The organism is Spelaeicoccus albus (assembly GCF_013409065.1).
In the GTDB taxonomy this organism is placed as follows: Bacteria; Actinomycetota; Actinomycetes; order Actinomycetales; family Brevibacteriaceae; genus Spelaeicoccus; species Spelaeicoccus albus.
The window spans coordinates 3,421,587-3,447,394 of record NZ_JACBZP010000001.1 but is presented as its reverse complement, the minus strand read 5'-3'; the positions used below and the strand labels follow the sequence as shown (position 1 = coordinate 3,447,394).

The 25,808-nt window shown below is 64.2% G+C and carries 25 protein-coding genes; 18 read left to right on the top strand and 7 right to left on the bottom strand.

The genetic code is table 11. The features are described 5' to 3' along the window. Positions 1-11: 11 nt before the first annotated feature. Positions 12-1,121, bottom strand: coding sequence for a YeiH family protein (locus tag BJY26_RS15925; protein ID WP_237248756.1), 1,110 nt, complete (start codon positions 1,119-1,121; stop codon positions 12-14). 116 nt (positions 1,122-1,237) lie between these two features. Here BJY26_RS15925 and BJY26_RS15920 point away from each other — a divergent pair, with 116 nt between their 5' ends. The 10 genes from BJY26_RS15920 (at position 1,238) to BJY26_RS15875 (ending at position 10,610) form a co-directional block, all read left to right on the top strand. Next, complete coding sequence (locus tag BJY26_RS15920) at positions 1,238-2,155, top strand: LysR family transcriptional regulator (RefSeq protein WP_179429169.1); 918 nt, start codon at positions 1,238-1,240, stop codon at positions 2,153-2,155. A 16-nt stretch (positions 2,156-2,171) separates the two neighbouring features. Further along, positions 2,172-2,999 carry a crotonase/enoyl-CoA hydratase family protein gene (locus BJY26_RS15915; protein WP_179429168.1) on the top strand — a complete coding sequence of 276 codons (828 nt, stop codon included), beginning with the start codon at positions 2,172-2,174 and terminating at the stop codon, positions 2,997-2,999. Between the two features lie 74 nt (positions 3,000-3,073). Further along, positions 3,074-3,739 (top strand): hypothetical protein, encoded by a 666-nt coding sequence (locus tag BJY26_RS15910; RefSeq protein ID WP_179429167.1) that lies wholly within the window; start codon positions 3,074-3,076, stop codon positions 3,737-3,739. A gap of 61 nt (positions 3,740-3,800) precedes the next feature. Next, positions 3,801-4,610, top strand: a complete 810-nt coding sequence (locus tag BJY26_RS15905) for a dienelactone hydrolase family protein (protein WP_179429166.1) — start codon at positions 3,801-3,803, stop codon at positions 4,608-4,610. A 25-nt stretch (positions 4,611-4,635) separates the two neighbouring features. Continuing rightward, complete coding sequence (locus tag BJY26_RS15900; RefSeq protein WP_179429165.1) at positions 4,636-5,190, top strand: type 1 glutamine amidotransferase domain-containing protein; 555 nt, start codon at positions 4,636-4,638, stop codon at positions 5,188-5,190. 135 nt (positions 5,191-5,325) lie between these two features. Then, a complete protein-coding gene (locus tag BJY26_RS15895; protein WP_218852464.1) occupies positions 5,326-6,402 on the top strand; it encodes a cytochrome c oxidase assembly protein in 1,077 nt (358 codons plus the stop codon). A gap of 92 nt (positions 6,403-6,494) precedes the next feature. Continuing rightward, the gene (locus BJY26_RS15890) at positions 6,495-7,625 is read left to right on the top strand and encodes a type III polyketide synthase (RefSeq protein WP_179429164.1); all 1,131 of its coding nucleotides are present in this window, start codon (positions 6,495-6,497) and stop codon (positions 7,623-7,625) included. Further along, on the top strand, positions 7,618-8,337 hold the full coding sequence (locus BJY26_RS15885) for a class I SAM-dependent methyltransferase (RefSeq protein WP_237248757.1): 720 nt from the start codon (positions 7,618-7,620) through the stop codon (positions 8,335-8,337). The genes BJY26_RS15890 and BJY26_RS15885 overlap by 8 nt, the downstream gene beginning before the upstream one ends. Continuing rightward, positions 8,330-9,481 (top strand): FAD-dependent oxidoreductase, encoded by a 1,152-nt coding sequence (locus BJY26_RS15880; protein ID WP_179429163.1) that lies wholly within the window; start codon positions 8,330-8,332, stop codon positions 9,479-9,481. Before BJY26_RS15885 ends, BJY26_RS15880 begins: the two co-directional genes overlap by 8 nt. A gap of 121 nt (positions 9,482-9,602) precedes the next feature. Continuing rightward, positions 9,603-10,610, top strand: a complete 1,008-nt coding sequence (locus BJY26_RS15875; protein WP_179429162.1) for an SGNH/GDSL hydrolase family protein — start codon at positions 9,603-9,605, stop codon at positions 10,608-10,610. A gap of 185 nt (positions 10,611-10,795) precedes the next feature. Here the strand turns inward: BJY26_RS15875 and BJY26_RS15870 are convergent, their stop codons facing one another. Continuing rightward, positions 10,796-11,956, bottom strand: coding sequence for a Gfo/Idh/MocA family protein (locus BJY26_RS15870; RefSeq protein WP_179429161.1), 1,161 nt, complete (start codon positions 11,954-11,956; stop codon positions 10,796-10,798). A gap of 207 nt (positions 11,957-12,163) precedes the next feature. Between BJY26_RS15870 and BJY26_RS15865 the strand changes: the two genes are divergently transcribed. The 6 genes from BJY26_RS15865 to BJY26_RS15840 are packed head-to-tail and all read left to right on the top strand — an operon-like array spanning position 12,164 to position 18,885. After that, on the top strand, positions 12,164-13,756 hold the full coding sequence (locus tag BJY26_RS15865) for a peptide ABC transporter substrate-binding protein (RefSeq protein WP_179429160.1): 1,593 nt from the start codon (positions 12,164-12,166) through the stop codon (positions 13,754-13,756). A gap of 18 nt (positions 13,757-13,774) precedes the next feature. Beyond that, complete coding sequence (locus tag BJY26_RS15860; protein ID WP_179429159.1) at positions 13,775-15,004, top strand: ROK family protein; 1,230 nt, start codon at positions 13,775-13,777, stop codon at positions 15,002-15,004. A gap of 17 nt (positions 15,005-15,021) precedes the next feature. Further along, a complete protein-coding gene (locus BJY26_RS15855) occupies positions 15,022-15,945 on the top strand; it encodes an ABC transporter permease (RefSeq protein WP_179429158.1) in 924 nt (307 codons plus the stop codon). Next, entirely contained in the window at positions 15,942-16,844 is a 903-nt protein-coding gene (locus tag BJY26_RS15850; RefSeq protein WP_179429157.1) for an ABC transporter permease, read from the top strand. Before BJY26_RS15855 ends, BJY26_RS15850 begins: the two co-directional genes overlap by 4 nt. Continuing rightward, positions 16,841-17,848 carry an ABC transporter ATP-binding protein gene (locus BJY26_RS15845; RefSeq protein WP_179429156.1) on the top strand — a complete coding sequence of 336 codons (1,008 nt, stop codon included), beginning with the start codon at positions 16,841-16,843 and terminating at the stop codon, positions 17,846-17,848. Before BJY26_RS15850 ends, BJY26_RS15845 begins: the two co-directional genes overlap by 4 nt. An 11-nt stretch (positions 17,849-17,859) precedes the next feature. Further along, on the top strand, positions 17,860-18,885 hold the full coding sequence (locus BJY26_RS15840) for an ABC transporter ATP-binding protein (protein ID WP_308191205.1): 1,026 nt from the start codon (positions 17,860-17,862) through the stop codon (positions 18,883-18,885). 152 nt (positions 18,886-19,037) lie between these two features. Here the strand turns inward: BJY26_RS15840 and BJY26_RS15835 are convergent, their stop codons facing one another. After that, positions 19,038-20,138, bottom strand: a complete 1,101-nt coding sequence (locus tag BJY26_RS15835; RefSeq protein ID WP_179429154.1) for a fatty acid desaturase family protein — start codon at positions 20,136-20,138, stop codon at positions 19,038-19,040. 69 nt (positions 20,139-20,207) lie between these two features. After that, positions 20,208-20,948: a GAF and ANTAR domain-containing protein gene (locus tag BJY26_RS15830; RefSeq protein WP_179429153.1), complete on the bottom strand. Its 741-nt coding sequence runs from the start codon at positions 20,946-20,948 to the stop codon at positions 20,208-20,210. A 34-nt stretch (positions 20,949-20,982) separates the two neighbouring features. Between BJY26_RS15830 and BJY26_RS15825 the strand changes: the two genes are divergently transcribed. Together BJY26_RS15825 and BJY26_RS15820 are read left to right on the top strand one after the other, a co-directional pair. Then, positions 20,983-21,483 carry a hypothetical protein gene (locus tag BJY26_RS15825; RefSeq protein WP_179429152.1) on the top strand — a complete coding sequence of 167 codons (501 nt, stop codon included), beginning with the start codon at positions 20,983-20,985 and terminating at the stop codon, positions 21,481-21,483. Further along, the gene (locus tag BJY26_RS15820; RefSeq protein ID WP_244953910.1) at positions 21,467-22,093 is read left to right on the top strand and encodes a DNA-3-methyladenine glycosylase I; all 627 of its coding nucleotides are present in this window, start codon (positions 21,467-21,469) and stop codon (positions 22,091-22,093) included. Before BJY26_RS15825 ends, BJY26_RS15820 begins: the two co-directional genes overlap by 17 nt. Here the strand turns inward: BJY26_RS15820 and BJY26_RS15815 are convergent. The 3 genes from BJY26_RS15815 to BJY26_RS15805 form a co-directional block, all read right to left on the bottom strand. Beyond that, positions 22,022-23,584 carry a MutS-related protein gene (locus tag BJY26_RS15815; protein WP_179429151.1) on the bottom strand — a complete coding sequence of 521 codons (1,563 nt, stop codon included), beginning with the start codon at positions 23,582-23,584 and terminating at the stop codon, positions 22,022-22,024. The genes BJY26_RS15820 and BJY26_RS15815 overlap by 72 nt on opposite strands. Further along, positions 23,581-25,104 carry a MutS-related protein gene (locus BJY26_RS15810; RefSeq protein ID WP_179429150.1) on the bottom strand — a complete coding sequence of 508 codons (1,524 nt, stop codon included), beginning with the start codon at positions 25,102-25,104 and terminating at the stop codon, positions 23,581-23,583. The genes BJY26_RS15815 and BJY26_RS15810 overlap by 4 nt, the downstream gene beginning before the upstream one ends. A 91-nt stretch (positions 25,105-25,195) precedes the next feature. Next, entirely contained in the window at positions 25,196-25,795 is a 600-nt protein-coding gene (locus BJY26_RS15805; RefSeq protein ID WP_179429149.1) for a histidine phosphatase family protein, read from the bottom strand. Positions 25,796-25,808 lie beyond the last annotated feature (13 nt).

Below are 25,808 nucleotides of genomic sequence, written 5' to 3'. Positions count from 1 at the left end.
CTCCCGGCCCGCTACAGCGTGCCGGTCGCGGCCTGCAACAACAGGCTGCTGGCGCCGACGAGCACGAACAGGATCCCGCCGAGCAGCAAGGGACGATGCCCGGCCGATTTCAACGTGGCCAGCCGCGTCGACAATCCGATACCGCTGAGGGCCATCGTGATCATGAATACGCCGGCAAAGCTCAGCGGCGCATGCCACGAGTCCGGGATGGCGCCCACTGAATCCAGCGCGCTGGCGACGAGGAATCCGACGATGAACAGCGGAACGATCTTCTTCCATGGCACGCGCCGGCGAGTCGTGCCGCCGTCCGCCGCAGCCGCGCCGCCGTCCGGAGCAAGTTCCAACGCGCGAGACCGCCGCCGGGCAACGAACAACGCCAGCACGACGGAAATCGGAATGATCATGAGGGTGCGGGTCAGCTTGACCACGACACCGTACGCGCCGGCCGACGATCCGTACGTGTACGCAGCTGCAACGACTGACGACGTGTCGTTGATGGCCGTGCCCGCCCACAAGCCGAAAGCGTGCTGAGACAGGCCGAGCAGATGTCCAAGCGTCGGATACACCAGCACGGCGGCCACATTGAACGTGAAAATGGTGCCGATGGCGTACGCAACCTTCGACTCTGCGGCGTCGATGACGGCAGTCACCGCGGCAATTGCCGACGCGCCGCAAATTCCGGTGCCCACGCTGATCAACGTGCCGATTTCGCCGTCGACTCGAAGCGCCTTCCCCAGGAGCCAGCCGCCGAGTAACGCGACAGCGAGCGTGCCGAGCATGACGGGCAGCGATGCGGCGCCGACCGAGACGACCTGCGTCAGTGACAGGCCGCTGCCCAGGACGACGATGCTGGCCTGCAGAATCCGCTTGCTCGAGAATTTCGTTCCCGAATCGAGAACGGTGCCGGGGCGAAGGAACGCGGCCAGGAGCACCCCGATCACGATGCCGAATACCGGTCCGCCGACGACCGGGACGAACGTACCCAAAATCGTGGCGACCACGGCGATGGCAAAGGTCAACGCGAGTCCCGGAAGGAGACGCAGCAGCGTACGTGGTCGCGACGGCGCGGGCGGCGCCGCGGGCGAAGAGTCGGTCATGGCGGTGGTGCGGTCGTTTGTCACTCGGGTCCTTAGAATTGCTTCGGAAAATTGCCGAAATCGCATGGTCAATTCCACTGTGCCGCGCGAGAGTGCGAGCCGGTAGACGCAGATTTTCGAGGAGGTCATAAGCTGTGCCTATGGCTAAAACGTCGATGTCACCGCCAACTAGCCGACTGCCGGACCTCGAAGCGCTCGCGTTGTTCATTGCCGTCGACGAGACCGGAAGCGTGGGCGCAGCCGCCAGGCGGTTCGCCATCAGCCAGCCGGCAGCCAGTCAGCGCTTGAGCGCACTGGAGCGCCACATGGGCATCGTGTTGCTGGATCGCCGGACGTCGGGCTCGACGCTGACCGACGCCGGCCGAGTCGTCGTCGGGTGGGCCGGGGATCTTGTCCGCTCCGGTGCGGAGTTCAGCAAAAACGTGCTCACGTTGTCGCAGGCCGGACAATCCCGTTTGCAGGTCGCTGCGTCGCTCACGGTTGCCGACTATCTGATGCCGATGTGGCTGATGAAGCTGAACGCCGTCCTGCCCGATGTGAGTGTCTCGCTGCAACCGGCGAACAGCGAACGCGTTGTCGCTCTCGTGTCCGCGGGCGACGCGGAACTCGGCTTCGTCGAGGGCCCGGCCGCCCCGCGGGAGGTCCACTCCATCATCGTCAGCCACGACGACCTCGTGCTGGTTGTCGCGCCGACGCACCCGTGGGCGAAGTCCGGAGCACCGGTCACGGCAGCCAAGCTGGCCAAAGCGCCGGTCGTTCTGCGTGAGCCGGGATCCGGTACCAGGCAAGTGCTCGACCGGGCACTCGACGTGCACGGCCTGACCATCAAACCGTCAATGGAGCTTGGGTCCACCACGTCCATCAAGGAAGCCATCTCGGCCGGCCACGCCGCGACGGTGCTCGGTCGGTTGAGCGTCGAAGCGGAATTGGCTGCCGGCACGCTGGTCGAGGTGGCATTGGCGGATCTCGAACTCTCGCGCGACGTCCGCGCCATTTGGGCCAACGGCCGGACGCCGTCGGGGCCGGCCGGTACGCTGCTAGCCGTGTGCACGCGATGACGAAGGAGCCGCAGCAATGACATCGACCCTGCCAAGCGATCTGACGACCCTGGCGGTGGACGTCGCCGGGCATATCGCCACAGTCACGCTCACCGGGACCGGGCACGGCAACGCCATGGGCTCGGCGTTCTGGCACGAATTGCCGCTCGTGTTCAATGCTCTCGACGCCGACGAGGACGTGCGGGCCGTCGTTCTGACCGGCGCGGGGCGCAATTTCAGCGTCGGTCTCGATTTGAACGATCTGTTGGCTTCATGGGGCGAGCATGTGAGGCCGGACGCCGGCGCGACCGCACGTGCCGAATTACTTGCCGATATCCGGGGCAAGCAGGCGGCCATCACCTCGGTGGCCACATGCCGCAAACCGGTCATCGCGGCCGTGTCGGGATGGTGCGTCGGCGGGGGAGTCGACTTGATTGCAGCAGCGGACGTCCGTTTGGCCGGCCGCGATGCCAAATTCAGCGTGCGCGAGGTCAAGGTCGCCATCGTCGCCGATCTGGGCAGTCTGCAGCGGCTGGAGGGAATCATCGAGCAAGGACGACTGCGCGAATTGGCATTGACCGGCAAGGACATTGCCGCCGACGAGGCCGAGCGGATCGGCCTGGTCAACTCCGCGCACGACGCCGTCCTGGATGCGGCGCGGGCGATGGCGGAAGAGATCGCGGCCAACCCGCCCGCCGCCGTCTATGGGACAAAGCGGACCCTCACCGCCGAACGCGAGGCGAGAATCGCCTCCGAACTGCGCGAGGTCGCCACCTGGAATGCTGCATTCCTGCCCAGCGACGACCTGCTCGAGGCCATCACGGCGTTCAGCGAGAAGCGCAAACCGCACTACCGAGGTCACTGACCGACGTGACTCGTCGGGCCCGCCGGCGCGGCATGGATTAGCCAACCGGCCGGAGTTTTGTCACCCTGGACCTGATGAATTCGAAACAGTGTCATACAGGCTCCCGTTCGACGGTGCTCTCACTGACGAACCGTCTCGGGGTCGTTGTCGCAGTCGTCCTGGCGGCAGCCGCGGCGAGCTTTGGAGTCGGCGTGCCCGCGCATGCAGCGCAGGCCCCGACGTCCGAGACCACGAAATCGGTCGACGTCCGGCAGGTCACGGGCGGTACGACGGTGACTGTGCACATCGAATTCGACAAACCGGTACCGCGCAAAAAGGCGCTGAAGGAAGCCGGCCGCCGCGCCGGGGCGCCGGCGCGGCTGTCGCGCATGAGCGGCTCGACGACGGTCCTGCATTGCGGGCAACCCGAAGTCCGCTCCACCGACAAGGGCTCGCTCCACCTGCTGCACCCGTGCGACGGCTCAACAGTGAAGTGGGGGTACCGCATCAACACGAGTCTGCAAAAACTTGTTGTCGGCAAAGTCCACGAGACCGGCATGAAGTACACGCACGCGGGATCGTCGAAATCCGGGACTGCTCATACCGCGTCGAAGAGCCACTATTTCGACGGCAAATTCTCGCCGGCCGGCCCGGGCAGCACGGGGAAATACCGTGACTCGCTCAAATTCCTCACGGATTACGGATTCGGTGGAGTCAGCCGTACGACAATCACTGTCCGCGGCAGCTTTACCGTCGCCTGATGGGCACGTGTCCGAGGCGTCACCTAAACTGGAGTCCTCTCGAAGAATCGCGGGTGGTCGCATGGCCGATACGGCACCGACGTCCGACTTATCCGGCTGGACGGCGACGGTGTTCGACGCCGCCGGCATGTCCTATGACATCTTTGAAAAGGGCGCCGGCCCCGGCGTTCTGCTGATTCCCGAGTTCCCGGGCATCACCCCGGAGGTACTCGGTCTCGCACAGCATCTGGTGGACGAGGGCTTCACCGTCACAATTCCGTCGCCGTTCGGCACCCCGGGACGCCCAGTATCCGCCGGCTACGCGGCCGGCGTCGCAGCACGACTGTGCATCTCGCGCGAAATACGCGCATTCGCGGTCAACGCCGCCCGCCCGCTGACCGAGTTCCTGCGGGCTGTGGCGCGGGACTTGGCGGGGCGGACGCCGGGAAGAGGAGTCGCGGTCATCGGCATGTGCTTCACCGGCAACTTCGCATTGGCGTTGGCGGTCGACGACGCAGTTCTCGCGCCGGTGATGAGCCAGCCCGCCATACCCGGACCGATCGGCCGCGAACACCGCCGATCACCGGGCGTGTCAGCGGGCGAGCTCGACCGGGTGGCCGAGCGCACCGATGACGGCCTGTGCGTTCTGGGGCTACGATTCAGCCGGGACTCGTCGGTTCCGGCCGAGCGTTTCGCCACCTTGACGGCACGGCTCGGAGACGCGTTCGAAGTGATCGAACTCGACTCGTCTCCCGGTAACGCGGCTGGTTTCTCGCGCTCGGCGCACTCTGTGCTGACCGGAGAGGTACGCGAATACGACGGGCACCCGGCTTACGAAGCGAGACGGCGCGTCGTGCGCTTCATCCGCGAACGACTGTCCACGAATCCCTGATACCGCACAACATAGGAGGCTCACAATGGCACACGCATTGAATGGCAAACGAATTGCATTTCTGATGGCGCCGTCCGGTGTCGAACAGGTCGAATTGACGACGCCGTGGCAAGCTGTGAAGGACGCCGGCGGCACGCCCGAGCTGCTGTCGACCGAAGCCGGCACCGTGCAGGCGTTCACCGGTGACGTGAATCCGGCCGATACGTTCGCGGTCGACACGCTCGTCCAGTCGGCGTCCGTATCGGACTACGACGGCCTCGTACTGCCGGGCGGCACGACCAATCCGGACCAACTGCGGCTGAACGCCGACGCCGTCGACTTCGTGAAGGGTTTCACGACTGCCGGCAAGCCGATTGCCGCGATCTGCCACGGACCGTGGACTCTCGTCGAGGCCGATGTCCTGCGCGGCAAGACGTTGACGAGCTGGGCAAGCCTGCAAACGGACATCCGCAACGCCGGCGGCAACTGGATCGATGCCGAGGTGAAGACGTGCACGGCAAACGGTTGGACGCTCGTGACAAGTCGCAATCCCGGCGATCTGGATGCTTTCGTCGACGGGGCGCTGACCGCATTCGCGTGAGCGGCGCGGGCCGGCCGCCAAATTTCTCGAGTGTCCGGTGACACATCAACCGCCCGTGCGCCGCGCGATATCCTGGATGGGCCGACTCGTTTGCACACGGGCCGGTCTCCAGGATCTGCTGAAAGGTGAATCGACGTGAGCGTTGGGGGAGTCGTGCTGCTGGCCGCCGCCGGGAGCAACTCCGGCGGGCATACCGGCGGCATGCAGATGCCGCCCATGACCGGCGACATGTGGATGCCGATGGATCCGCCGACGTTTGCGCGCGTCATCGGGATCCATTTGCAGCCCATTCCCGTCGTGCCGACTTTGACGGTGGCCGCCTTGCTTGCCTATGCGGTAGGCGTCGGCATTCTGCACCGTCGTGGGGACAAATGGCCGGTTTCCCGTACGATTTGGTGGGCACTCGGCATTGTCACGGTGCTTGGCGTCACGGCCAACGGGGTCGACGGCTACGGCATGGAGCTGTTCAGCATCCACATGATCCAGCACATGATGCTCAGCATGCTCTCGCCGGTGTTCCTCGTTCTCGGCGCGCCCATCACCCTGATGCTTCGCGTGCTGCCGGCCGGACGCGGACGATGGAACGCCCGACGGCTTCTGTTGCGCCTTGTCCACAGCGGTGTCGCGCGATTCTTCACTCATCCGGCAGTGACGGTCGTGTTGTTCCTGATGAGCTTGTACGGCCTGTACTTCACGCCGGCGTTCGACTTCCTGATGGGCCGCATGTGGGGTCACAACCTCATGCTGATCCACTTCGTGCTGATCGGCATGCTGTACTTCTGGAACGTCATGGGCGTCGACCCGTCGCCGCGTGAAAAGTCGAAATCGCTGGCCAAGATCGACCCGACGATGCTGCGCTTGATCGAAATCTTCGTCACAGTGCCGTTCCACGCGTTCTTCGGCGTCGTCGTCATGATGTCGACCAAGCTGATCGTGAACTACTACCACGTCAGCATGTTCGGCATCGACCCGATGCACGACCAATCGGTCGGCGGCGGCATTGCCTGGGCGTTCACCGAACTACCCACACTCATCGTGATCGGTGCGCTCATTTGGGAATGGCAGAAATCCGACGCCCGCCGCGCCACGCGACAGGACAGGCAAGCCGCCCGGGACGGCGACGCCGACCGCATGGCGTACAACGAGTACCTGGCGTCTCTCGCGCGCAGCGATGAGCGGCATGACGCGCGTTCGGACTCGATGAGCCGCTGACCGTCGTGCGCGCCGCGCCGTCCGGCGTCCGGCAAGTCCGACCGATGCCCATTCACCCGTCCACGGCACGCCCGGCGGCGTTAGGGTGAAGTATGTCAGCGTATGTGAGTGCAATCGAGACGGCCACGCCCTCCACCGTGCTCGACCAGGAGGTCACGCGGGATCGATTCGCCGCTCAGCCCGACATCTCGCGTCTCGGCGAACGGCTGATCGGTGCGTGCTTCAATGCATCGGGCATCGACACCCGCCACACGGTCATCGCGGAGCTCTCCGCCGAGGACACGAAGGAGCCCCCGGTCTTCTACGACCGCGAATCCGGTGAATTGCTGAACCCGGGTACGCAGGTTCGCAACGATCTGTACATCCGGGCCGCGCCCGGCCTGTACTGCGAAGCCGCCGAACTGGCCCTGAAAGCGAGTGGCGGATTCGCGGCGTCCGACGTCACGCACGTCATTACCGTGTCGTGCACCGGATTCTTTGCGCCGGGGCCGGATTATTTGCTCGTCCGCCGGCTGGGCCTCACACCCTCCGTGCAGCGCTACCACATCGGCTTCATGGGATGCTATGCGTCGTTCCCCGCCCTGCGGGCCGCCGCCACGATTTGCGCGGCCGAGCCCGAAGCGGTCGTCCTGGTCGTCAGCGCCGAATTGTGCACATTGCACGTGCGCACGTCGAACGACCCGGACCAGATAGTGGCGTCGTCGGTCTTTTCGGACGGCGCGGCCGCCGCGGTCGTCAGCGGACGGCGGCCATCGACCCGGCAGCCGGCATTGAGCCTGGACCACTTCGAAACCGTTTTGACGCCGACCGGTGAGGACGACATGGCGTGGACGATCGGCGACCACGGCTTCGACATGGTGCTCAGCACGTACGTGCCCCATATCATCGACGAGAACATTGCGGCCGCCATGGCGCCGCTCTTCGCCTCCGATTCCGTGCTGGCATCGCGTCCGTACAGCGACGTCGACCGCTGGGCGATCCATCCGGGCGGGCGCAGCATCCTGGACAAGGTCGAATCGACGTTGAACCTCAGCGCCGACCAGCTTGCGCCGTCGCGGCAGGTATTGCGTGACTACGGGAACATGAGCAGCGCGACGGTGCTGTACATCCTGGCGCACATCCTCCGGCAACCCGCGTCCGCACCGGAACGCGTGTGCGCAATGGCATTCGGTCCCGGGCTGACCGTCGAAAGCGCTCTGCTGACCAAAGAGCCGGGTGCTTGAGGCCGTCGCCGTGAACCTCGCCGAACGGGACACCCAGGCAGTCGAATTCATGGATTCGCCCAACTGCGATCCGGTTCGCCTCGACCGCACGTATGCCGGATTCCGGGCGGTCAACGCGGTAGTGGCCGGCTGGCACCAGCTGTACCGCACGCTCCTGCGGCCCGCGGTCGTACGGGGGCTGAATCCGACGGTTCTCGATATCGGCTTCGGCGGCGGGGATCTGCCCCGGGCATTGGCGCGCTGGTCGGCCCGTGACGGGAGCCGGCTTCGCATCACCGCCATCGACCCGGACGAGCGGGCTCACCGATTCGTCAGCCGGTTGCCGCCGACGTCCGGCGTTGAATTCCGGTGTGCGGTCACGGCGGACCTGGTCGCCGAAGGCCTGTCGTTCGACTTCGTGGTTTCGAACCATCTGCTCCACCATCTCTCCGGCGACGAGTTCGACGGGCTGATCGCCGATTCCCGCGCGCTGACCCGGATTCGCGCCGTCCACAGCGACATCGCGCGCTCGCTGCCGGCGTATCTGGCCTTTGGCGCCGCCACGTTGCCGTTCTTTCGCGGGTCGTATATCCGCGCGGACGGCCTGATCTCGATCCGGCGCAGCTACACGACAGCAGAGCTCCGCGCCGTCGTCCCGCCGGGCTGGCGGCTGATGACACAGTTTCCGGCACGCAATCTGCTCGTCTTCGATCAAGGCGGCGCGCATGTATGACGTGGCAGTCATCGGTGCCGGCCCCGTCGGAATGCTGCTCGGCTGTCAGCTCGCCTCTCTGGGACTCGACATCACGGTCCTGGAGGCCCGCACGAGTCGGACCGTGCACTCGCGGGCCATCGGTATCCACCCGCCGTCGCTTGCGGCGCTGTCGCGTCTCGGGATCGCCGGCGAGTTGATTCGCGGGGGAGTGCGGGTGCGCCGCGGCATCCTGCGCAGCCGCGGGCGCGACGTCGGAGCCGTGACCTTCGAAAAGGCCTCGGCCGTCTTCCCGTATGTGCTCACGGTTCCGCAGTACGTGACCGAGGACGTGCTCGGCCGGACGCTGAGGACTGCAGCGCCTGGCGCGTTGACGCGCGGGTTCCCGGTGCGCACGGTGGCCGCGGCCGACGATCACGTGGAAATCGGCGGGCCCGGGGGTGTCGTTGTCCGTGCGCAGTTCGCCGTCGCCGCCGACGGGGCCAAGAGCACCGTACGTGCGGCGTCCGGCCTCGGCCTGCGGACCGTCGACCTCACCGACACCTATCTGATGGGGGACTTTGCCGATACCACGCGGGACGGACCGCGGGCGGTCATCCACGTGGAGCCCGATGGCGTCGTCGAATCGTTCCCGCTGCCGGGCCGGCAACGCCGGTGGGTGGTGCGGACGCCCGGATTGTTCGACCGCGCCGAGCCGGGGGAATTGAGCGAACTGATCCGTGCCCGGACCGGAACAAGCGTTGATCCGGCAACCGTCGCCGTATTGAGCGCGTTCCGCGCCCGCAGCCGACTGGCGACCGGAATGGTGTTCGGCCGCATCATCGCGATCGGGGATGCCGCCCACGAGATCAGCCCGATCGGCGGACAAGGCATGAATTTGGGCTGGTTGGACGCTTGCGACCTCGCGCCGGTTCTTGCGTCGATCATCCGGCGCGGGCGAGCCCGCGACGACGACCCGGACCGCACGCGGCGACTCTTGGCACGGTTTTCGCGGCGCCGGATGCACTCGGCACGGGTGGCCGATCGCCAAGCTCGCCTGAACATGGCGTTAGGCCGGCAACTGTCCGGCGGCCAGTTGGCAATGCGGGATTTCGCGCTCCGGGCCGCGCTGGCCACACCGGTGCGGACGGCGATGGCACGCGCGTTCACGATGCGCGGGCTTTGACGTCGCGCCCGTTCGACTTGCCGGGAATTCTCGTCCTTCCGCAGGTAGATAGATACGCTATGAGTCGGTGGCGTTACACTGCGATGAGAAGGCGGAAGCTTTCCGTGGGGATCGTGCGGAAATGAGGTCGGAAGTGGGGGCTGCGAACAAGCTGCTGAAAGCCGGCGGTGCACTCGGCGGCGCCGTCGTCGGAGCCGTGACGGCTGTGGGGATCGTGACGGTGCTGGAAGGATTCTGGGCACGCGAACGCTTGCATCCGGCGGCTCCCATCACGACCAAAGCGCCGTCCGGCACATTCGGCGACGACTTGCCCGGCGACCCCGTCAAACTTGCCATGTTCGGCGACTCGCTGGCGGTCGGCGTCGGTGCGGACGGCCCGGACGGCTCCGTCGCCGTGATGTTGGCGCGCGGGCTGTCGAAGGAGTCGGGGCGGCCCGTACACCTCTACAATCAAGCGGTCATCGGGTGTGAATCGCGAGGACTCCCCGCGCAAGTCTCGGCGTTGGGCGCGCTCGGAGTGAAGCCCGACGTCGCGGTGATAGTCGTCGGCGGCAATGACTTGATGCATTTGCAACGCACCGGCCCGGCCGTGCAATTTCTATCCGAGGCGGTGCGCACCCTTCGCATGCTCGGCTGCGAGGTCGTCGTGGCGACCTGCCCGGACATGGGCACTATTCGACCGTTTATTCAGCCGCTTCGCATCTTTGCGCACTGGCTGAGCCGGCTGCTCGCAGCGGCTCAGACTATCGTCGTCCTGCGCGCCGGCGGCCGTACCGTGTCGCTGGCCGATACTCTCGGGCCGATCTTCCGACGAGATCCGTCCGCCATGTTCTCGGCCGACGGGCTGCATCCGTCGTCGCAAGGATATGCGCGGGCTGCGGAAGTCATCTTGCCGAGCCTCTGTGCGGCGTCCGGAGTCTGGACCCACAAGCGGGCGTTCGTCCCGCACCGCGTCTACAACGAAGAGCGCGGACAATTCCTGGCGTGGCTGGCCTTCCGCGCATCGCGACACGCCGGCACCGAGGTCAGCGCCGAGGAGCACAAGCACGGCGTCCGGATCGTTTCCATGGGTCGGCGCACGCTTGGCCGGCTGCGGCATCGGCCCTCGCACGGTCGGCGGGCACGCTAAGGCCGCGTTGCCGGTTCGCAGCTCGCCGACCCCAGCCGACCCCAGCCGGACCCAGCCCAGCCCCGCCCCGCCGAGTGGTGGCGAATGGTCGTGATTTTTCCAAAATCACGACCATTCGCCACCACTCGCGGAGGGGAGACGACCATTCGCCACCACTCGCGGAGGGCAGGAGGGAAGCGGCAGCGTTACTGACCGGCTTCGAAGTACGCCACCAGGTCGTCGTCGAGCCGTGGAATTTGCATTGCGGATCCGTCTCCTCGAATCGATTCGGTGGCCAGACATCCGACGGCCACTGAATTGCGGGCGGCCAGGGGAGAGGTCGTGGTCTTCGTGCCGGTGCGCACGAAGTCCAAGAACTCGGCGATGAGCCGCGGATCGGCGCCTCCGTGGCCGCCTTCGGCGTCCTGAATTTCCTCGACGGCGTCGGGCTTTGCGACCCCGTCGTGTCGCCGGTTCCACACGCGGATCTCGTCCCCGGGGCCGTCGCCGAAGTTCTCCAACCGGCCGGCCGTACCGATGACCGTGTAATTGCGCCAGTAGTCAGGCGTGAAGTGGCATTGTTCGTAGGACGCCATGACGCCATTGTCCAGTGTCATATTCACCATCGAGACGTCTTCGACGTCGACGACCGGGTTCAGTCCCTTTTGTTCCGTTGGCGGCCAATTGTCCGCGGAATACCAATCCCACATGCGTTCGTCGGAATGGTCGCGTCGGTCGGTGATATCGCCGTATACGCTGAGCGCGCCCATGGCCGACACCCGGTCGGTGTAGCCGCCGGCCAACAAATGGATGACGTCAATATCGTGCGCGCCCTTTTGCAAGAGCAAGCCGGTGGAGTGCTTTCGGTCGGCATGCCAGTCCTTGAAGTAGAAGTCGCCGCCGGTACCAACGAAGTGCCGGCACCATACCGCTTTGACCTCGCCAATGGCGCCGGCATCGATCAGCTTGCGCATTTGCACGACCACCGGCATATGGCGCATATTGTGGCCCACGTAGAGCTTGGTGCCGGTCTTGTACGCCCGCTCGAGCAGAGCATCGCAATCCTCGACGGTGGTTGCCAGCGGCTTCTCACAAAAGGTGGGGATGCCGGCGTCCAGCGTGGCCATGACGACCGGAGCGTGCTGGTCATCGGGGGTGAGAACGAGGACGGCGTCCAGCCCGGCAGTGAGCACGTCGTCCAGCTCGGCGGTGACGACGGCGCCGGGCAGGTTCGTGGCGGCGTCGGCCCGGCCGCGCTCACTCACGTCGCACACCATCGTGACCTGCGACCCGGCGCCGGGCCGGTGGACATGCTTCCAAAGTCCGGCGCGCATGCCGAATCCGATGATGCCGATGTTGAGATCCACGTGAATTCTCCTCGCTGTCAGGGCCGGGCTCCGGCTCGGGCGTATGGGGTGACGGAGGCACTGTTCAAAACAGCCCGTGCTACACGCATGGTTGCACCGCACCGTGTTTCTACTTATTATATGTGATGAATTAAATAAGTGAAACGCGCCACTCGCATCCTCATCGGCGCGGCGCAGATCAATGGAGACCTTTGCGAAAGGAACGCAATGTTCAAGAATCGAGCAGTCCTCGCCGCTGCGGCGGCCGCATCACTGCTGTTGGGAGCAGCTGCCTGCAGCGACGGAGGAGGCCAAGCAGGATCCGATGGCGGCGACGGCACCTTGACGTTCGAAACAACTGAACCGAAGTCGCTATTGCCGCAAAAGGATCCGGGAAGCCAGATTGCCATGGCGACCTGCGCGAACTTGATGGAGATGAATACCAAGACCCAAAAGTACGAGCCCTTGGCCGCGAAATCGGTGAAGAGCACCGACGCCAAGTCGTGGACGATCAAACTCCGCCATGGATGGACCTTCCAAGACGGATCCCCGGTCACGGCATCGTCGTTTGTACAAGCGTGGAACAAAGCCGCATACGGCCCGAACGCCTGGCAGGGCAACGGCATGTTCGCGAGCTTCAAGGGGTACGACGCCATGAACCCTCCCGACGGCTCCAAGCCGAAGGTCAAGAAGCTCTCGGGAGTGCAGACCTCCGGTAAATACACGATCACAGTCACCTTGTCCGAGCCGAATTCGGACTTCCCGAAGATCTTGTCGACGAATCCCACGTGCCCGCTCCCGAAGGTCGCGTTCACCGACCCGAAATCGTACGAGTCGAAGCCGATCAGCAATGGCCCGTACAAGGTCGTCTCGTGGGATCACAACCAGTCGGTCACGATGAAGAAGTGGGACGGCTTCAAGGGAAGCGCCGGCTTCTCGGGCGGCGCCACGACCTTGGTGGCGAAGATCTACACCTCGCCGGATGCGGCCTACACGGACATGACGGCGAACAATCTGGACATGATGCGCAACATCCAACCTGCGATGGTGGCAAAGGCCAAATCACAGCTGGGTTCCGACGCGCTGTACAAGGTGAAGACCGAAAGTAAGCAGAACACACTTCAGTTCCCCGAGTATCTGAAGAAACTTCGCAGTCCGGAGCTCCGGCACGCCATAGCAATGTCGATCGATCGAAAGAGCATTGCGAAGTCACTCCTCCAGGGCAATTCGGCGCCGTCGGACTCGCTTGTGCCCCCGTCGCTGGGGTCCTACCGAAAAGGTTCGTGCGAAGCCTGCACCTACAACCCGACCAAAGCCAAAAAGCTCCTGAAGAAGTCCGGGGGATTCTCCGGCACGCTCAATATCGATTACAACAGCGACTCGGACAAGGAACTCGTTCAAGCCGTGTCCAAGCAAATAAAATCCAATCTGGGCATCAAGGTCCAGCTCAAGCCGATGCTGGGCACCGAGCTGCAGTCGAAGCGCAACAACGGCAAGCTCGACGGCGCATTGTTTGGACTGTGGGGCTGGTCGTTCAAGAGCCCGGACCAGTATTTGAGCCAGTACGAAACCAATGGAGACGGCAATGCGGCGACGGGATACAGCAATCCGGCCGTCGACAAACTGATCCGTTCGGCACGCGGCGAGCTGAACGTGAAGAAGCGCAATGCGAAGTTCGCCAAAGCCGAACACCTGATTCTGCAGGACATGCCGGCCATTCCGTTGTTCGTGCCGAAAGACTACGGTCTGCACTCCAAGTGTGCCGTGATGAACGACGTGCAAGGTGACCTGCAGTTTTATCGTGCAGGCTACGGCTGCTGACGGTAACGGATTCTCTCGATGACAACCTATTCCGATTCCGGTTTGCGAAAGCCCGCCCGAGGGCAGCGCAGCAATGATATGCGCCGCACCAACATGTCAATGGTTCTTCGGCGAATCATGCTGAGCCCGGGCGAGACACGTTCGGAAACAGCCAGGGCGCTGGGGCTGTCCGCCGCCACCGGCACGAACTTGGTCAACGAGTTGATCGAGTTCGGTCTCGTCCGGGAATTGGAGCCCAAGACCGGCGTCCTCGGCAGGCCCGGGGTGCCGCTGGCCATTGACGGGCGCCGTCGCGCCGTCCTCGGCATCCATCTGGGTCCGCGGACGACCGGCGTGGCAATTGTCGGCTTCGACGGCACCGAGCACGTGTCCGTGTTGGTGCCGCATGCCGGGGTGCCGGCCCCGGAGGCGCTGGAAATGGTTGCCGGGGCGGCCCGTGACCTCGTGGCGGACTGCCCCGCCGGCGTCTCGATAGTCGGTACGGGCATAGCCAGCGGCGGCATTGTCGATCGCCGAGCCGGAACTATCGTGGAGAATCCGGTCGCCGGCTGGCGCGACGTCGACGTACGAGGACAACTCAGCGGCCGAGTCCCGGAGCCGATCATTGTCGAACAGAACGCTCGCGCGGCGGCTCAATCGGAACTCCTCTACGGATACGGAAAGACCGCCAGCAGCTTCGTCCTGATGGTGGTGACGGCGGACGTCGGCTCCGTCAGCGTTCACGACGGCATCATTCGGGCGGGCTATCGACAAAGCGCCGGGAACATCGCGCACTTGAAAGTCACCGAACGGGCAATCCCTTGCGATTGCGGCAGATCCGGCTGCCTGAAAGCAGTGGCGACGGACGACGCTGTTGAACGGATGGCAGCCGAAGCCGGCCTGGCCGAAGTCCCGGAATTCGCCGACATCGTGACTAGGGCGGCGGACGGCGACCCGGTGGCGGCCGATGTGCTTGGTCGTCGCAGTCGATATGTCGGACGTGCTGCGGCCATCTTGATGGACATCATCGATCCGGAGTATCTGGTCATTGCCGGCACCGTGGCCGAAACGCCGCAATATCTCGACATGGTGCGAGCCGAGGCGGATCTGTATGCAGACTCCGCAAGCAATGCGTCCGCTCGAATCGTCACCTCGCTGTCGAACGAGATGTCGCTGACGCTATTCGCCGCCACCACCATCGTCGCTGCAGCGCTCGACGATCCGGTCGGCCACCTCAGCACCGTCGATGACGCACCGGGTGCTCGGTAGGAAGGGGGACACAAACGATGCTTGGGTATACGCTCCGGCGAGTACTGCAAATGGTGCCCGTGGTTATTGGCGCGACATTCATCATTTACGCTCTGACCTTCGCCATGCCCGGTGATCCCGTGGCAGCGTTGACCGGCTCACGTCCGCTTCCTGCCTCAACGGTGACGCAAATCCGCGAGGCCTACCACCTCAATGACCCGTTTCTGGCGCAGTACGGGCACTATATGTGGAACCTCGTCCACGGCAATCTCGGTATCGATTTCTTTGGTCGGCCGGTCAGCGGTCTGATTGCCGAGCGATGGCCCAATACTTTCAAGCTCGCGTTGACGGCGTGGGTGCTCAAACTGATCATCGGCCTGGCGATCGGCGTGTACGGCGGATTGAAACACAACCGTGCCGGAGACCATTTCGCGTTGATCTTCACCGTCGTGTTTTTGGGCGTTCCCGGATTCGTCATCGCGCTGGGAGCCCAAACACTCTTCGGCGTCCAGCTCAACTGGGTCGACCCCGCGGGCATCGGCGCCGGATGGCCGATGGCATATATCCTCCCGGCGCTGGTGATGGCCTTTGAAGCCTCAGCAAGTCTGGCGCGACTCACTCGCACAAGCCTGGTGGACGTCTTGCGGACGGATTACATGCGCACGGCTCGGGCCAAAGGCTTGTCGCCGTCGCGAAGCATCTGGAAACACGCCTTGCGCAACGCCATGATCCCGGTCGTGACGTATCTGGGCTTGAGCCTGGCCGGAATGCTCGGGGGCGCCGTCATCATCGAAGCCATTTTCAACATTCCCGGCATCGGCCAGCTCATGGTGCAGGCAATTCACAACAAGGAGGGCACAGTGGTCGTCGGCATCGCTACGCTGCTGGTCATCGTCTACCTGGTCTTCAATTTGCTCGTTGACCTCACATACGGCTTGATCGATCCGAGGGTGCGGGTATGAGCGTCGATCGGCAGGTGCTGTCCGGCCCCGTCGAGGACATAGCGGACGAGCCCAACACGTGGCATCGAATTCGAAGTCTCGCGCAGCGACCCCGGTTCGTGATCTCCGGCGCACTCGTCCTCATCATGATCGTCATGGCGGCATTTCCGCAGCTCTTTGCGGGATTCGGCAGCGACCCCAACGCGGGCTGCAACATCTTGAACACCAACAAACCGCCGAGCGCTTCGCATTGGTTCGGCTACGACCCGCAAGGCTGCGACTACTATACGAACGTCATCTACGGTGCTCGCGCCTCGATCGTCGTCGGCATCGTCGTCACGTCGGCCTCGTTTGTCGTCTCTGCGATCCTGGGCGCCTTGGCAGGATTCTACGGTCGCTGGGTTGATGCGCTGATATCGCGCGTGTGCGATATCGCATTCGGGCTGCCGTTCATTCTCGCCGCAATCGTGGTGCTTCAACTCTTTGACCATCGCACGATCTGGACGGTGTCCTTCGCGCTCGCGCTCTTCCACTGGCCCGGCGGCGTGCGATATATGCGATCGTCGGTCATGACGGTCAGGAACCGCGAATACGTGCAAGCATCGCGTGTGCTGGGCGGCAGCGACTTCCGGTTGATTTTCAGCCACCTGGTGCCAAACTCGCTGACGCCGCTGCTCGTGTTGCAAACGCTCGGCGTCGGCGGTGTCATCGCTGCGGAAGCCGGGCTGACATTCATCGGCGTCGGATTGTCTCCGCCGTCGGTCTCCTGGGGTCTCCAACTCGCAGCGGCGCGACAATACGTGTCCGAATCACCACATCTGCTGATATTCCCCGCCATCTTCTTGAGCGTGACGGTGCTTGCCTTCGTACTGTTCGGCGAAGCGTTGCGCGATGAATTCGACCCCAAGGGAGCATCATGACGGCCGAACCGATTCCGCAACCGGCCGAGCCGATCCTGTCCGTGCGCGACCTCGTGGTCGAATTCGAGACACCGGCCGGACGAGTACGAGCCGTCAACGACGTCGAGTTGGACGTCCGGCAGGGCCAAGCCTTGGGCATTCTCGGTGAAAGCGGATCGGGTAAGTCGGTGACGGCCTCGGCAATCATGGGACTGCTCGACACGCCGCCGGCACACGTCACATCCGGCGAGATCCTGCTGGATGAGATGAATCTCGTCGGGCTACCGGAAAAGCAGCGCCAACGCGTCATCGGCAGCGAAATCAGCATGGTGTTCCAAGACGCGTTGACCGCGCTCAATCCGGTGCACACGGTCGGCAATCAAATTGGCGAGCTGTACCGCGTCCACCGTGGAATGTCTCGTCGGGCATCCCGACTGGCCGCCATCGAGATGATGGACCGAGTGCGCATCCCCGGCGCCGCCGGCCGAGTGCACGACTACCCCCACCAGTTTTCCGGGGGAATGCGGCAACGCATCGTCATAGCGATGGCATTGGCATTGGACCCGAAAGTGCTGATTGCCGACGAACCGACGACGGCGCTCGATGTCACGGTACAGGCTCAGATTCTCGAACTGCTCAAAGAACAGCAGGACGAACGCGACATGGGCTTGGTTCTCATTACGCATGACATCAGCGTGGTCAGTGAAGTCACCGATGAGACAGCCGTCATGTACGCCGGCAGGATCGTTGAACGCGGGCCGACGCGCGACCTGTTGACGAACCCGGCCCATCCGTACAGCCGAGGGCTTGCCTCATCGGTTTCCAGCGAGGATCTCAAAGGCAAGCGATTGCCGGCGATCCCCGGGCAACCGCCCGAACTCAATCGGCTTCCGGCGGGCTGCTCGTTCGCCCCGCGCTGCGAATTTGCGCAGCCCGAATGTCGAATCAGTGCCCCTCCGCTCGAAGAAGTGGCACCCGGTCGGCGAAGTGCGTGCTTCTTCAGCGATCGGATATTGCGGCAATGACAGAGGAATTCGTGACGAACTCAGAACAGCCGGCCGGACCGGGCGGACCGTTGCTCGAGCTGGACGGCGTCAAGCAGCATTATCCCTTGCCGCGTCGGATGCCGTTCGCCCCGCGAAAGTCGGTGCGGGCGCTGGACGGCGTCGATCTCACCGTCCGAGGCGGCGAGACCTTGGGAGTGATCGGCGAGTCGGGGTGCGGCAAGTCGACGTTGGCCCGGGTGATTGCCGGCCTCGACCGGCCGACGGAAGGCCGGGTGTTGTTTCGCGGGCAGGACATCAATGCCCTTCGCGGTGCCGAACGCAAAGAGATGCGGCGAAACATCCAGTTGATCTTCCAAGACCCATTCAGTGCGCTGAACCCACGCAAGAAGGTGGGGGAACTCGTCGCCGAACCGTTCCGGATCCACCGGAATCTGCTTCCGTCCGGACGGCGGCGCGCCAAAGTAGCAGAACTGATGGAACTGGTCGGGCTCAAGCCGGAGCACATGAATCGCTATCCGCATCAGTTCTCCGGCGGACAGCAGCAGCGTATCGGCATTGCTCGCGGCATCGCGTTGAACCCGGATCTGCTCGTGTGCGACGAGGCGGTGTCGGCGCTGGACGTTTCGGTGCGGGCTCAGATTGTGAATCTGCTCCAGGACCTGCAGCGAGAACTCGATCTCAGTTTTGTGTTCATAGCTCACGATCTCCAAATCGTGCGGCACATGGCCGATCGGGTAGCAACGATGTATCTGGGGCGCGTGGTCGAGCTCGGCGATTATTCCGACGTTTACGACACGACGGGTCACCCGTATACGAAAGCTCTGCTCGCCGCGGCCCCGGAACTTCGCGGGGGCCCCGCGGACCGGGAAAGGATCATCCTCACCGGCGACCCTCCGTCGCCGATCGACCCGCCGTCCGGTTGCCGCTTTCGGTCACGATGCTGGATGGCCGAGGACATTTGCCGCGAACGAGAACCCGAGCTCGTCGAACTTGCCGGGGCGCATGTCTCCCGCTGTCACTTTGCGGACACCCTTATCGATCGCCCGTCGCTCTAGCCCGCCCGCCGAGTGGTGGCGAATGGTCGTGATTTTGGAAAAATCACGACCATTCGCCACCACTCGCGGAGGGGAGGCGACCATTCGCCACCACTCGGCGGGGCGGACGCCACGAGGGGGCTGCGGCCTTTTCTCCGGAAGAGGCGCGGGCCTCAGGCGCGGTAGAGCTGCACCAGCGGGCACGCAAACGGATCGCGCTCTTTCAACCCGACCTGGTTGAGGTACTTCACGACTATTGCGTAGGACTGCGCAAGAGTCTTTTCGGTGTACGTGACGTTCTTTTCGGCGCAGAACGCCTTGACCAGCTTTTGCGTGGCGCGCAGATTGGGCCGCGGCATGCTGGGGAAAAGGTGGTGCTCGATCTGGTAGTTGAGCCCGCCCATGAAGAAGTCAACGAACCGGCCGCCCGTGATATTGCGGGACATGAGAGTTTGACGGCGGAAGAAGTCCACCTTCATGCCGGTCGGAACAATGGGCATGCCCTTGTGATTGGGTGCGAACGCGGCGCCGAGTAGGAAGCCGAACACCCCGAGCTGCACGCCCAGGAAGGCCGCAGCCATGCCGGGAGGCAGCAAGATGAACAACATCGCCACGTACCCGATCAGCCGGACGCCGACGAACGTTGCCTCCGACCAGCGGTGCTTGAGCTTTTGCTTGCCGGCGATGGTCTTGATGCTGGCGAAGTGCAGATTCACGCCCTCGAGGAGCAGGAGCGGGAAGAACAAGTACCCCTGGCGTTTGGCCATTTCCGCCCGGAACCCGGTTCGCGTGGCCGCGGCGGCCGGCGTGAACGCCAGCACGTTCGACTTGATGTCGGGATCCTTTTGCTCTTGGTTGGGGAACCCGTGATGGAGGTTGTGCTTGTTCATCCACCAGCCGTAGCTCAGCCCAGTGAACAGCCCCGAAACGATCCGGCCGATCCACTCGTTCCAGCGCCGTGATTTGAACATTTGCTGATGGGCCGCTTCATGGCCCAGGAAGCCGAATTGCGCCATCAGAGCGCCGAGGGCGCCGGCGGCGATGAGCTGTAACCACGAATCGCCCAGCCACACCACGAGAAAACCGATGGCAGCCAGTACGAGGGTCGAGCCGATGAGCATCGTCCAGTAAAAGCCGTAACGGCGGCGAAGCAGATCATGATCCTTGATCCGGGTCTGCAATTCCGTATAAATGTTGGTGTATCGGGCCGCTGCGCCCGCGCCGCGCGCGGTCCGTCCCGAAGCAGGGGCGCTGTAGGTTGCTTGTTGATCCATGATGGCCCTTCGAATAGCGGTCTCTTCAGCTACCGGGGTCTCGAGCAACTACTATCCAGTGTACGGGGTTTAGGCGCCCGTAGCATCCTGGGTCTGCCAAATGTCGATAGTCCGGTCGGCGACGCTCTCGGCCACGCGGCGCAATGGGAGGTTGTTGCTGCGCGCGTATTGGCGCATGGCGATGAAGGCCTTTTCGGCGTCGACATTGCCGCTTTGGGCGACGATGCCCTTGGCTTGCTCGATGATGACGCGGCTATTGAGCGCGTGCTGCAACTGGCTGTTGACGACGTCCCGTTCCCGGACGGTGCGCTCTTGCAGAATGCCGATTGTTGCCATGTCCGCAAGGGCTTGCGCGACCGACCTGTCCCGCTCGTCCAAGCACCCGACCTGCGGGCGGTAGACCGTCATGGCCCCGATCGTCATATCGCGCAACGTCAGCGGAAACGCGTCAACGGAGAGGTACCCGTGCGCCAGAGCCTCGTCGCGGAACTCCGGCCACCGCGACCCGTCGGCGTCGATATCGGTCACCGCGACGGGCGCTCGGGAGCTGAAGGCGTCCAGGCACGGCCCGCCGCGGTGGCGGACCTGCGCATGCTCGGTGGCCAGGCACTCGGCATTACTTGCCGCAATCACCTCGAGATCTCCCTCGGGGTCGGCCAGCAGCAGTCCCGTCGCCGAGGCGTCCAGCAACTCGTCGCTCTGCTCGACGAGCGTGTGCATGAGATCCACGACGTCGTAGTCCGCGACAAGCGTGTCGGCCAGCGTAGTGAGCGCGGCGATGAGCCGCTTCTCGCGAGTCGCGTCTGTCATGCGGCCATCTTATCCGCCGTGAGAAACTAGCAGCATGGCAGAGATTCCTCGCCCGGCCGGCACCGGGATCACGGTGCAGGTCCGGACGCCGTCCGGCCTCGCATTCGTCATCGTCGGCGGCGTGAGCATCATCCTCGGAGGACTTGCGGCCGCCGCGACGTCACCCCTTGGATGGGAGCACGGCTCGTGGGCGGCCGCGTATCTGGTGCTGGTGACCGGGGCGGCGCAATTGCTGCTCGGGGTCGGCCAAGACCACTTCACCGGCGGGAACGTGTCCGGCCGACTGTCGGTGGCCGAGCTCGTCGGCCTGAACGTCGGCAGCGTCGGCGTCATTGCCGGAACTCTCGCCGCCCAGCCGTGGATCGTCGATGTCGGCGGCCTCCTGGTGCTTTTGGCGCTGGTGCTGATGCTCGTCGCAGTCCGCGGCGCGCCGTCCGGTGCCGCGGTCGTCGTCTACCGGCTGGTGATCGTATTGCTGGTGGTCAGCATCCCCATCGGGCTGGTGCTGGCCTACTTCGATGCGGGGGCGCCCTGATATGGGCGCGGACGAGACGCCCGACGGCGTGATCATCGGGGACGACGGGCTCGCCAGGCCCGCGTGGGCGGCGTCCGACCCGTTGATGCGCGACTATTACGACACCGAATGGGGGATGCCGGTCACCGATGAGCGCGGCATGTTCGAACGGCTCACCCTCGAGGCGTTCCAGTCCGGACTGTCCTGGGCGACCATCCTGCGCAAACGGCCGGCGTTCCGACATGCGTTCGCCGATTTCGAACCGGACGCCGTCGCACGCTTCGACGACGCCGATTTCGACAGGTTGATGGCCGACGCCGCAATCGTGCGGAACAAGCTGAAGATCCGCGCAGCGATTCGCAACGCGCAGGCGACTATCGATTTGCGGCCGGACGGCGGGCTTGCCGACTTCGTATGGTCCTATCGCCCCGAGACGACCCCGGCGCCGCGCACGATGGACGAGCTGCCGACGACGTCCCCGGAATCCGTCGCCTTGTCAAAGGATTTGAAGAAACGCGGATTCGTGTTCGTCGGCCCGACCACCATGTACGCGCTCATGTCAGCCATCGGCATGGTCGACCTGCACCTTGTCGATAGTCACCGCCGCGGAACGTCCGGAATTTGGCGTTGAGCCGGCCCCGAATATCGAATTGAACAAATCTTCGCCGAAACTCGTCGGTAGCGGCTTGCCGGGCCGCACTCGGAACGTCCGCCCGCCGTCGTCGAGACGCTCGGCACGCAAAAAGAGCCCGTCGTCGGAGTTGTCGAACTCGAGACTGCGTGCCAGGTCGAACATGTGCGTGACGTACAGCACTCGCACGCCGGCCTCCAACAACGCCGTTACGATCTGCCGGGCGATTTCCGAGCCCTCGCGCTCGTTGGTCGCGGAAAACGACTCGTTGCACAGCAGCATGCCGGACGGCGTGAGACGATCGACGATGTCGCTCATGCGCGCCATCTCCTCGTCGAGCTTCCCGCTGACCATCCCGGCGTCCTCTTCGCGTTTGAAGTGGGTGAAGACTCCGTCGCACAGGCTTGCGCGGAATTTTCGAGCCGGCACATAGAGACCGGCTTGGAACATGAGCTGAGCGACACCGACGCTGCGCAAGAGGGTGGACTTGCCGCCCCGGTTCGCTCCGGTGATGACGATGAGGCGCTTCGCATTTGCCTCGATGTCGTTGCCCACGACGTGGTCGGAGCTGGTGAGCCGCAGGCTCGGATCGTATAGTCCCGACGCGTCCAGATCCGTGTCGCCGGCGGCGACTTCGGGAAAACAGACGTCGGCGCCCGCATTCGCCAACGCATCGTGCAGGTTCAGTCCGCCGACGTAAAATGCGAGCTCGGTCTTGAGCATGGTGAAGAAGCTCAGAATGTGGTCTGTTGATTGGGCAAGCGAATTTGCTGCGAGGTTGACGCCCCGGCCGCGAAGCTCGGCCAGAGCCTGCGCGCCGCTTTCGTCGCGGTCGGCGATGCGAAAGGAAAACCCGGTGCGATCACGCTCGAACATGCGCTTCCACCACGGCAGGTGAGCGTCGTTCGGCAGCCTGAGCACGTAGCCGGCCGCCTTGTTGCCGCGGCCGAGCTCCGCACTCATTTGGATGCCGTGGTCGAACTTCAGCTGACTCAGATGCTCGCGTATGCTGTCCAGATATTCATCGTCCAGTTCGGTGCGCAGCGACTGGCACAGCGTCGTCATTCCCGTGGATGTGAACGAGCCGGCGTGTTCGGCCGCGACGTCGCGTACTCGCGTGAGCATTTCGTCGAAAAGACGCATGACTTCGATGGCGTGCCGGAGCACGGCGTCGGGAAACCCGCGAGTCAGACCGCCGTAGATGCGCCGCTCGCGGTGGATCGCCTCGCCGGCGAGTGCGTAGAGCTCCCGGATCGCCTCGGGATCGCGCAAGCAGTCTTGCAGCACCTCTTGTCGGAATTGCACCTGATCGGCTCGGTGCAAGCCGAGCATCAGCGCGCGATGCGAAATGTCGTAGACATAGTCGTCGCCGCCGGCCATTGCCGTCAGGAGCGTGCCGAGTTCCAGATCACGATCGAGATCGTCGTAGTGCCCGGGCAAGTTAGTCGACACGTCGAAATCGGCGTCGGCATACATCAAATGTGCTTTCATGGCGAGATCCGTTCCCTCAGTCGTTTGTACGAAAGACCGTATTTCTCGGCGATGGCGGCCGCATACGCCAGACCGTCGGCGCGGCGACGCTCGACCTTGTACGTCCTGCGGGCCGGATCGGTCGGATCGACCTGGCTGACCATGCTGACAGTGGCCGGGCCGATCCGGGACAACTCGTCGACGAACGTGACGTAGACGCACAGCGCGCCCGCGTCGATCAGCCGGGACAGGATCTTGGAGCCGAGCGACTGTGCGTCGGCAAGCGTCGTCGACGTGAAGATCTCGTTCAAGATGACTATCGAGTCCGGGCCCGTTTCGGCCAGGACGTCGTGGATGCGCACCAATTCGTCCTCGAGGTTGCCGTGCAGGTTCGCGAGTTCTTCTTCGCGCTCGAAATGGGTGAAGACATGATCGAAGAGCGCGAGTTCCGCATCGGTGCCGGGCACGGGGAGGCCGAGACAAGCGAGGTGATGCAGCTGACCGAACGTCCGCGCGAACGTCGTCTTGCCGCCTTGGTTCGGTCCCGACACCACGATGATGCGTTCGGGTGGCGTGAGAGTGAACGAGTTCGTGACGATTGGCCCGTTCCCGGCCTGCTGGTGGGCCAGCGCCACGTCGAACGTGTCGGTTGCATGGATCGTTGTGGCGTGCGCCGAGACGGTGGGCAAGCAAAAACGCAGTCCGCCTGCTTCGATCGGGCGGATGTAATCGAGATATCCCACGTAGAAGTGGACTTCTCGGTCGAATCGCCCGACCACGGGATCGGTGAATTCGCGATGCTCGCGACAGTAGCTTTCGAGCGTAGTGAACGTCTCCGGGTTGAGTTTGGCGACGAGGCCGAGGATCTGGGCCTCGACATGGTTCATATCGGCATAGTCGGAGAACTTCGCGAGGTGCGACGGGGCATCGCCTTGCCGGAACTTATTGAAAGTCTCTTGAACGTCCGCGCCGTAATCGCGTTCGCCCTCGTACGGACCGACTCGCACGCGGTTGCCGTCGATCAGCACGGAGTACTTGACGTCAGCCAGTTGTTCGAGCAAATTGCGTGCCCCGATGTCCAACGCCTCGAATTCCTCCGATGCGCGGTAGTGCGTCAGGTAGGCGTGCAGCGAGCTCAGACCGTCCGAGCCCGTGTCGAGGTCGCCCAGCGACCGGCAGAGCCGGTGGACGGCGTTGCAGTATCGCCGGATGCCGGCAAGCTGCCAGGCTTGCCGCTGCAAGACGTAGTGCCGTGCTTTCGCCTCATCGATGTCCGCACGGCATTTCCGCATGGCCGCCGTGAAGTCGCGCACTACCGCCAGCACGTCCGGCCTCGCCAAGTCGCGCAGCACGGCATGCCGGTATTTGATCGCGTCCACGGTCTTCAGCGGCGTATAGAAAAACGGCGCCAACTCGTAGTGATCGAGTTCGGAAGTGATCGATTCGACGACCTGGTCGAAGCCCAGATCGGAAAAGCTCTCCGGCTCGCGAGGCTTGGGGTCGTCCGGAACTCCGGGACCGAATAGCACGCTCACGCTCATGACGCCTCCCACCGTCCTGAGGAGCCATCAGCCGCGTGGGCGCCGTCCCGGAGCTCCATCCGGTGTCCGTAGAACACGCAAATGCCCGCCATTATGCCCCTGCACCGGGCTTGCGGTCGACGGCGGCGATCTCCCAGCAGCCGGCGCGGCCCCGCAGATGGTTCCAACTGGCGGTCGGCGATTCGAGGGCCGGACGGCGTGGGTCGAGATCGCGGATCAGCGCGCGGATCACGGCATCGTGGGTGACGATCACGATCGGGCCGTCCGCGATTTCCCGTGGAGCGGCGTCCAGTGCCGGCCGGACACGGGCGACGACCGCCGACAGCGGTTCGACACCGGGGGCGTCGTCCACGCTGCCCCACCGTTCGATGACCTCGGATTTGATCTTGCCGGTTTGCGGGCCGTAATCGCGGTCGTTCCACCGTTCGTCGACGGCATTGGTCGCACCCAGGGCGCTCGCAATGATGCGAGCCGTGTGAACCGCTCTGTCGAGCGGGCTCGACAAGACGTGCGGCGCGGCGCTGTTCGGCTCGCTGGTCAGACGGCGTGCCAGCGCGTCGGCCAGTCGCTCGGCTTCGGCGACGCCTGTGTCGTTGAGCGGTGGGTCGGCCAGTCCGCGCAGCCTGCCGTCGGCATTGAACGCGGTTTCGCCGTGCCTGGCCAGGTAGATGTCCCGCGTGTCGATGGTCATGGAGAGTCCTTTC

What these genes read in the sequence shown, in the direction of transcription:
- BJY26_RS15920 (WP_179429169.1), top strand. Translation starts at nt 1,238, where the DNA reads ATGGCTAAAACGTCGATGTCACCGCCAACTAGCCGACTGCCGGACCTC.
- BJY26_RS15915 (WP_179429168.1), top strand. Translation starts at nt 2,172, where the DNA reads ATGACATCGACCCTGCCAAGCGATCTGACGACCCTGGCGGTGGACGTC.
- BJY26_RS15910 (WP_179429167.1), top strand. Translation starts at nt 3,074, where the DNA reads ATGAATTCGAAACAGTGTCATACAGGCTCCCGTTCGACGGTGCTCTCA.
- BJY26_RS15905 (WP_179429166.1), top strand. Translation starts at nt 3,801, where the DNA reads ATGGCCGATACGGCACCGACGTCCGACTTATCCGGCTGGACGGCGACG.
- BJY26_RS15900 (WP_179429165.1), top strand. Translation starts at nt 4,636, where the DNA reads ATGGCACACGCATTGAATGGCAAACGAATTGCATTTCTGATGGCGCCG.
- BJY26_RS15890 (WP_179429164.1), top strand. Translation starts at nt 6,495, where the DNA reads ATGTCAGCGTATGTGAGTGCAATCGAGACGGCCACGCCCTCCACCGTG.
- BJY26_RS15880 (WP_179429163.1), top strand. Translation starts at nt 8,330, where the DNA reads ATGTATGACGTGGCAGTCATCGGTGCCGGCCCCGTCGGAATGCTGCTC.
- BJY26_RS15875 (WP_179429162.1), top strand. Translation starts at nt 9,603, where the DNA reads ATGAGGTCGGAAGTGGGGGCTGCGAACAAGCTGCTGAAAGCCGGCGGT.
- BJY26_RS15865 (WP_179429160.1), top strand. Translation starts at nt 12,164, where the DNA reads ATGTTCAAGAATCGAGCAGTCCTCGCCGCTGCGGCGGCCGCATCACTG.
- BJY26_RS15860 (WP_179429159.1), top strand. Translation starts at nt 13,775, where the DNA reads ATGACAACCTATTCCGATTCCGGTTTGCGAAAGCCCGCCCGAGGGCAG.
- BJY26_RS15855 (WP_179429158.1), top strand. Translation starts at nt 15,022, where the DNA reads ATGCTTGGGTATACGCTCCGGCGAGTACTGCAAATGGTGCCCGTGGTT.
- BJY26_RS15850 (WP_179429157.1), top strand. Translation starts at nt 15,942, where the DNA reads ATGAGCGTCGATCGGCAGGTGCTGTCCGGCCCCGTCGAGGACATAGCG.
- BJY26_RS15845 (WP_179429156.1), top strand. Translation starts at nt 16,841, where the DNA reads ATGACGGCCGAACCGATTCCGCAACCGGCCGAGCCGATCCTGTCCGTG.
- BJY26_RS15835 (WP_179429154.1), bottom strand. Translation starts at nt 20,138, where the DNA reads ATGGATCAACAAGCAACCTACAGCGCCCCTGCTTCGGGACGGACCGCG.
- BJY26_RS15830 (WP_179429153.1), bottom strand. Translation starts at nt 20,948, where the DNA reads ATGACAGACGCGACTCGCGAGAAGCGGCTCATCGCCGCGCTCACTACG.
- BJY26_RS15825 (WP_179429152.1), top strand. Translation starts at nt 20,983, where the DNA reads ATGGCAGAGATTCCTCGCCCGGCCGGCACCGGGATCACGGTGCAGGTC.
- BJY26_RS15820 (WP_244953910.1), top strand. Translation starts at nt 21,467, where the DNA reads ATGCGGGGGCGCCCTGATATGGGCGCGGACGAGACGCCCGACGGCGTG.
- BJY26_RS15815 (WP_179429151.1), bottom strand. Translation starts at nt 23,584, where the DNA reads ATGAAAGCACATTTGATGTATGCCGACGCCGATTTCGACGTGTCGACT.
- BJY26_RS15810 (WP_179429150.1), bottom strand. Translation starts at nt 25,104, where the DNA reads ATGAGCGTGAGCGTGCTATTCGGTCCCGGAGTTCCGGACGACCCCAAG.
- BJY26_RS15805 (WP_179429149.1), bottom strand. Translation starts at nt 25,795, where the DNA reads ATGACCATCGACACGCGGGACATCTACCTGGCCAGGCACGGCGAAACC.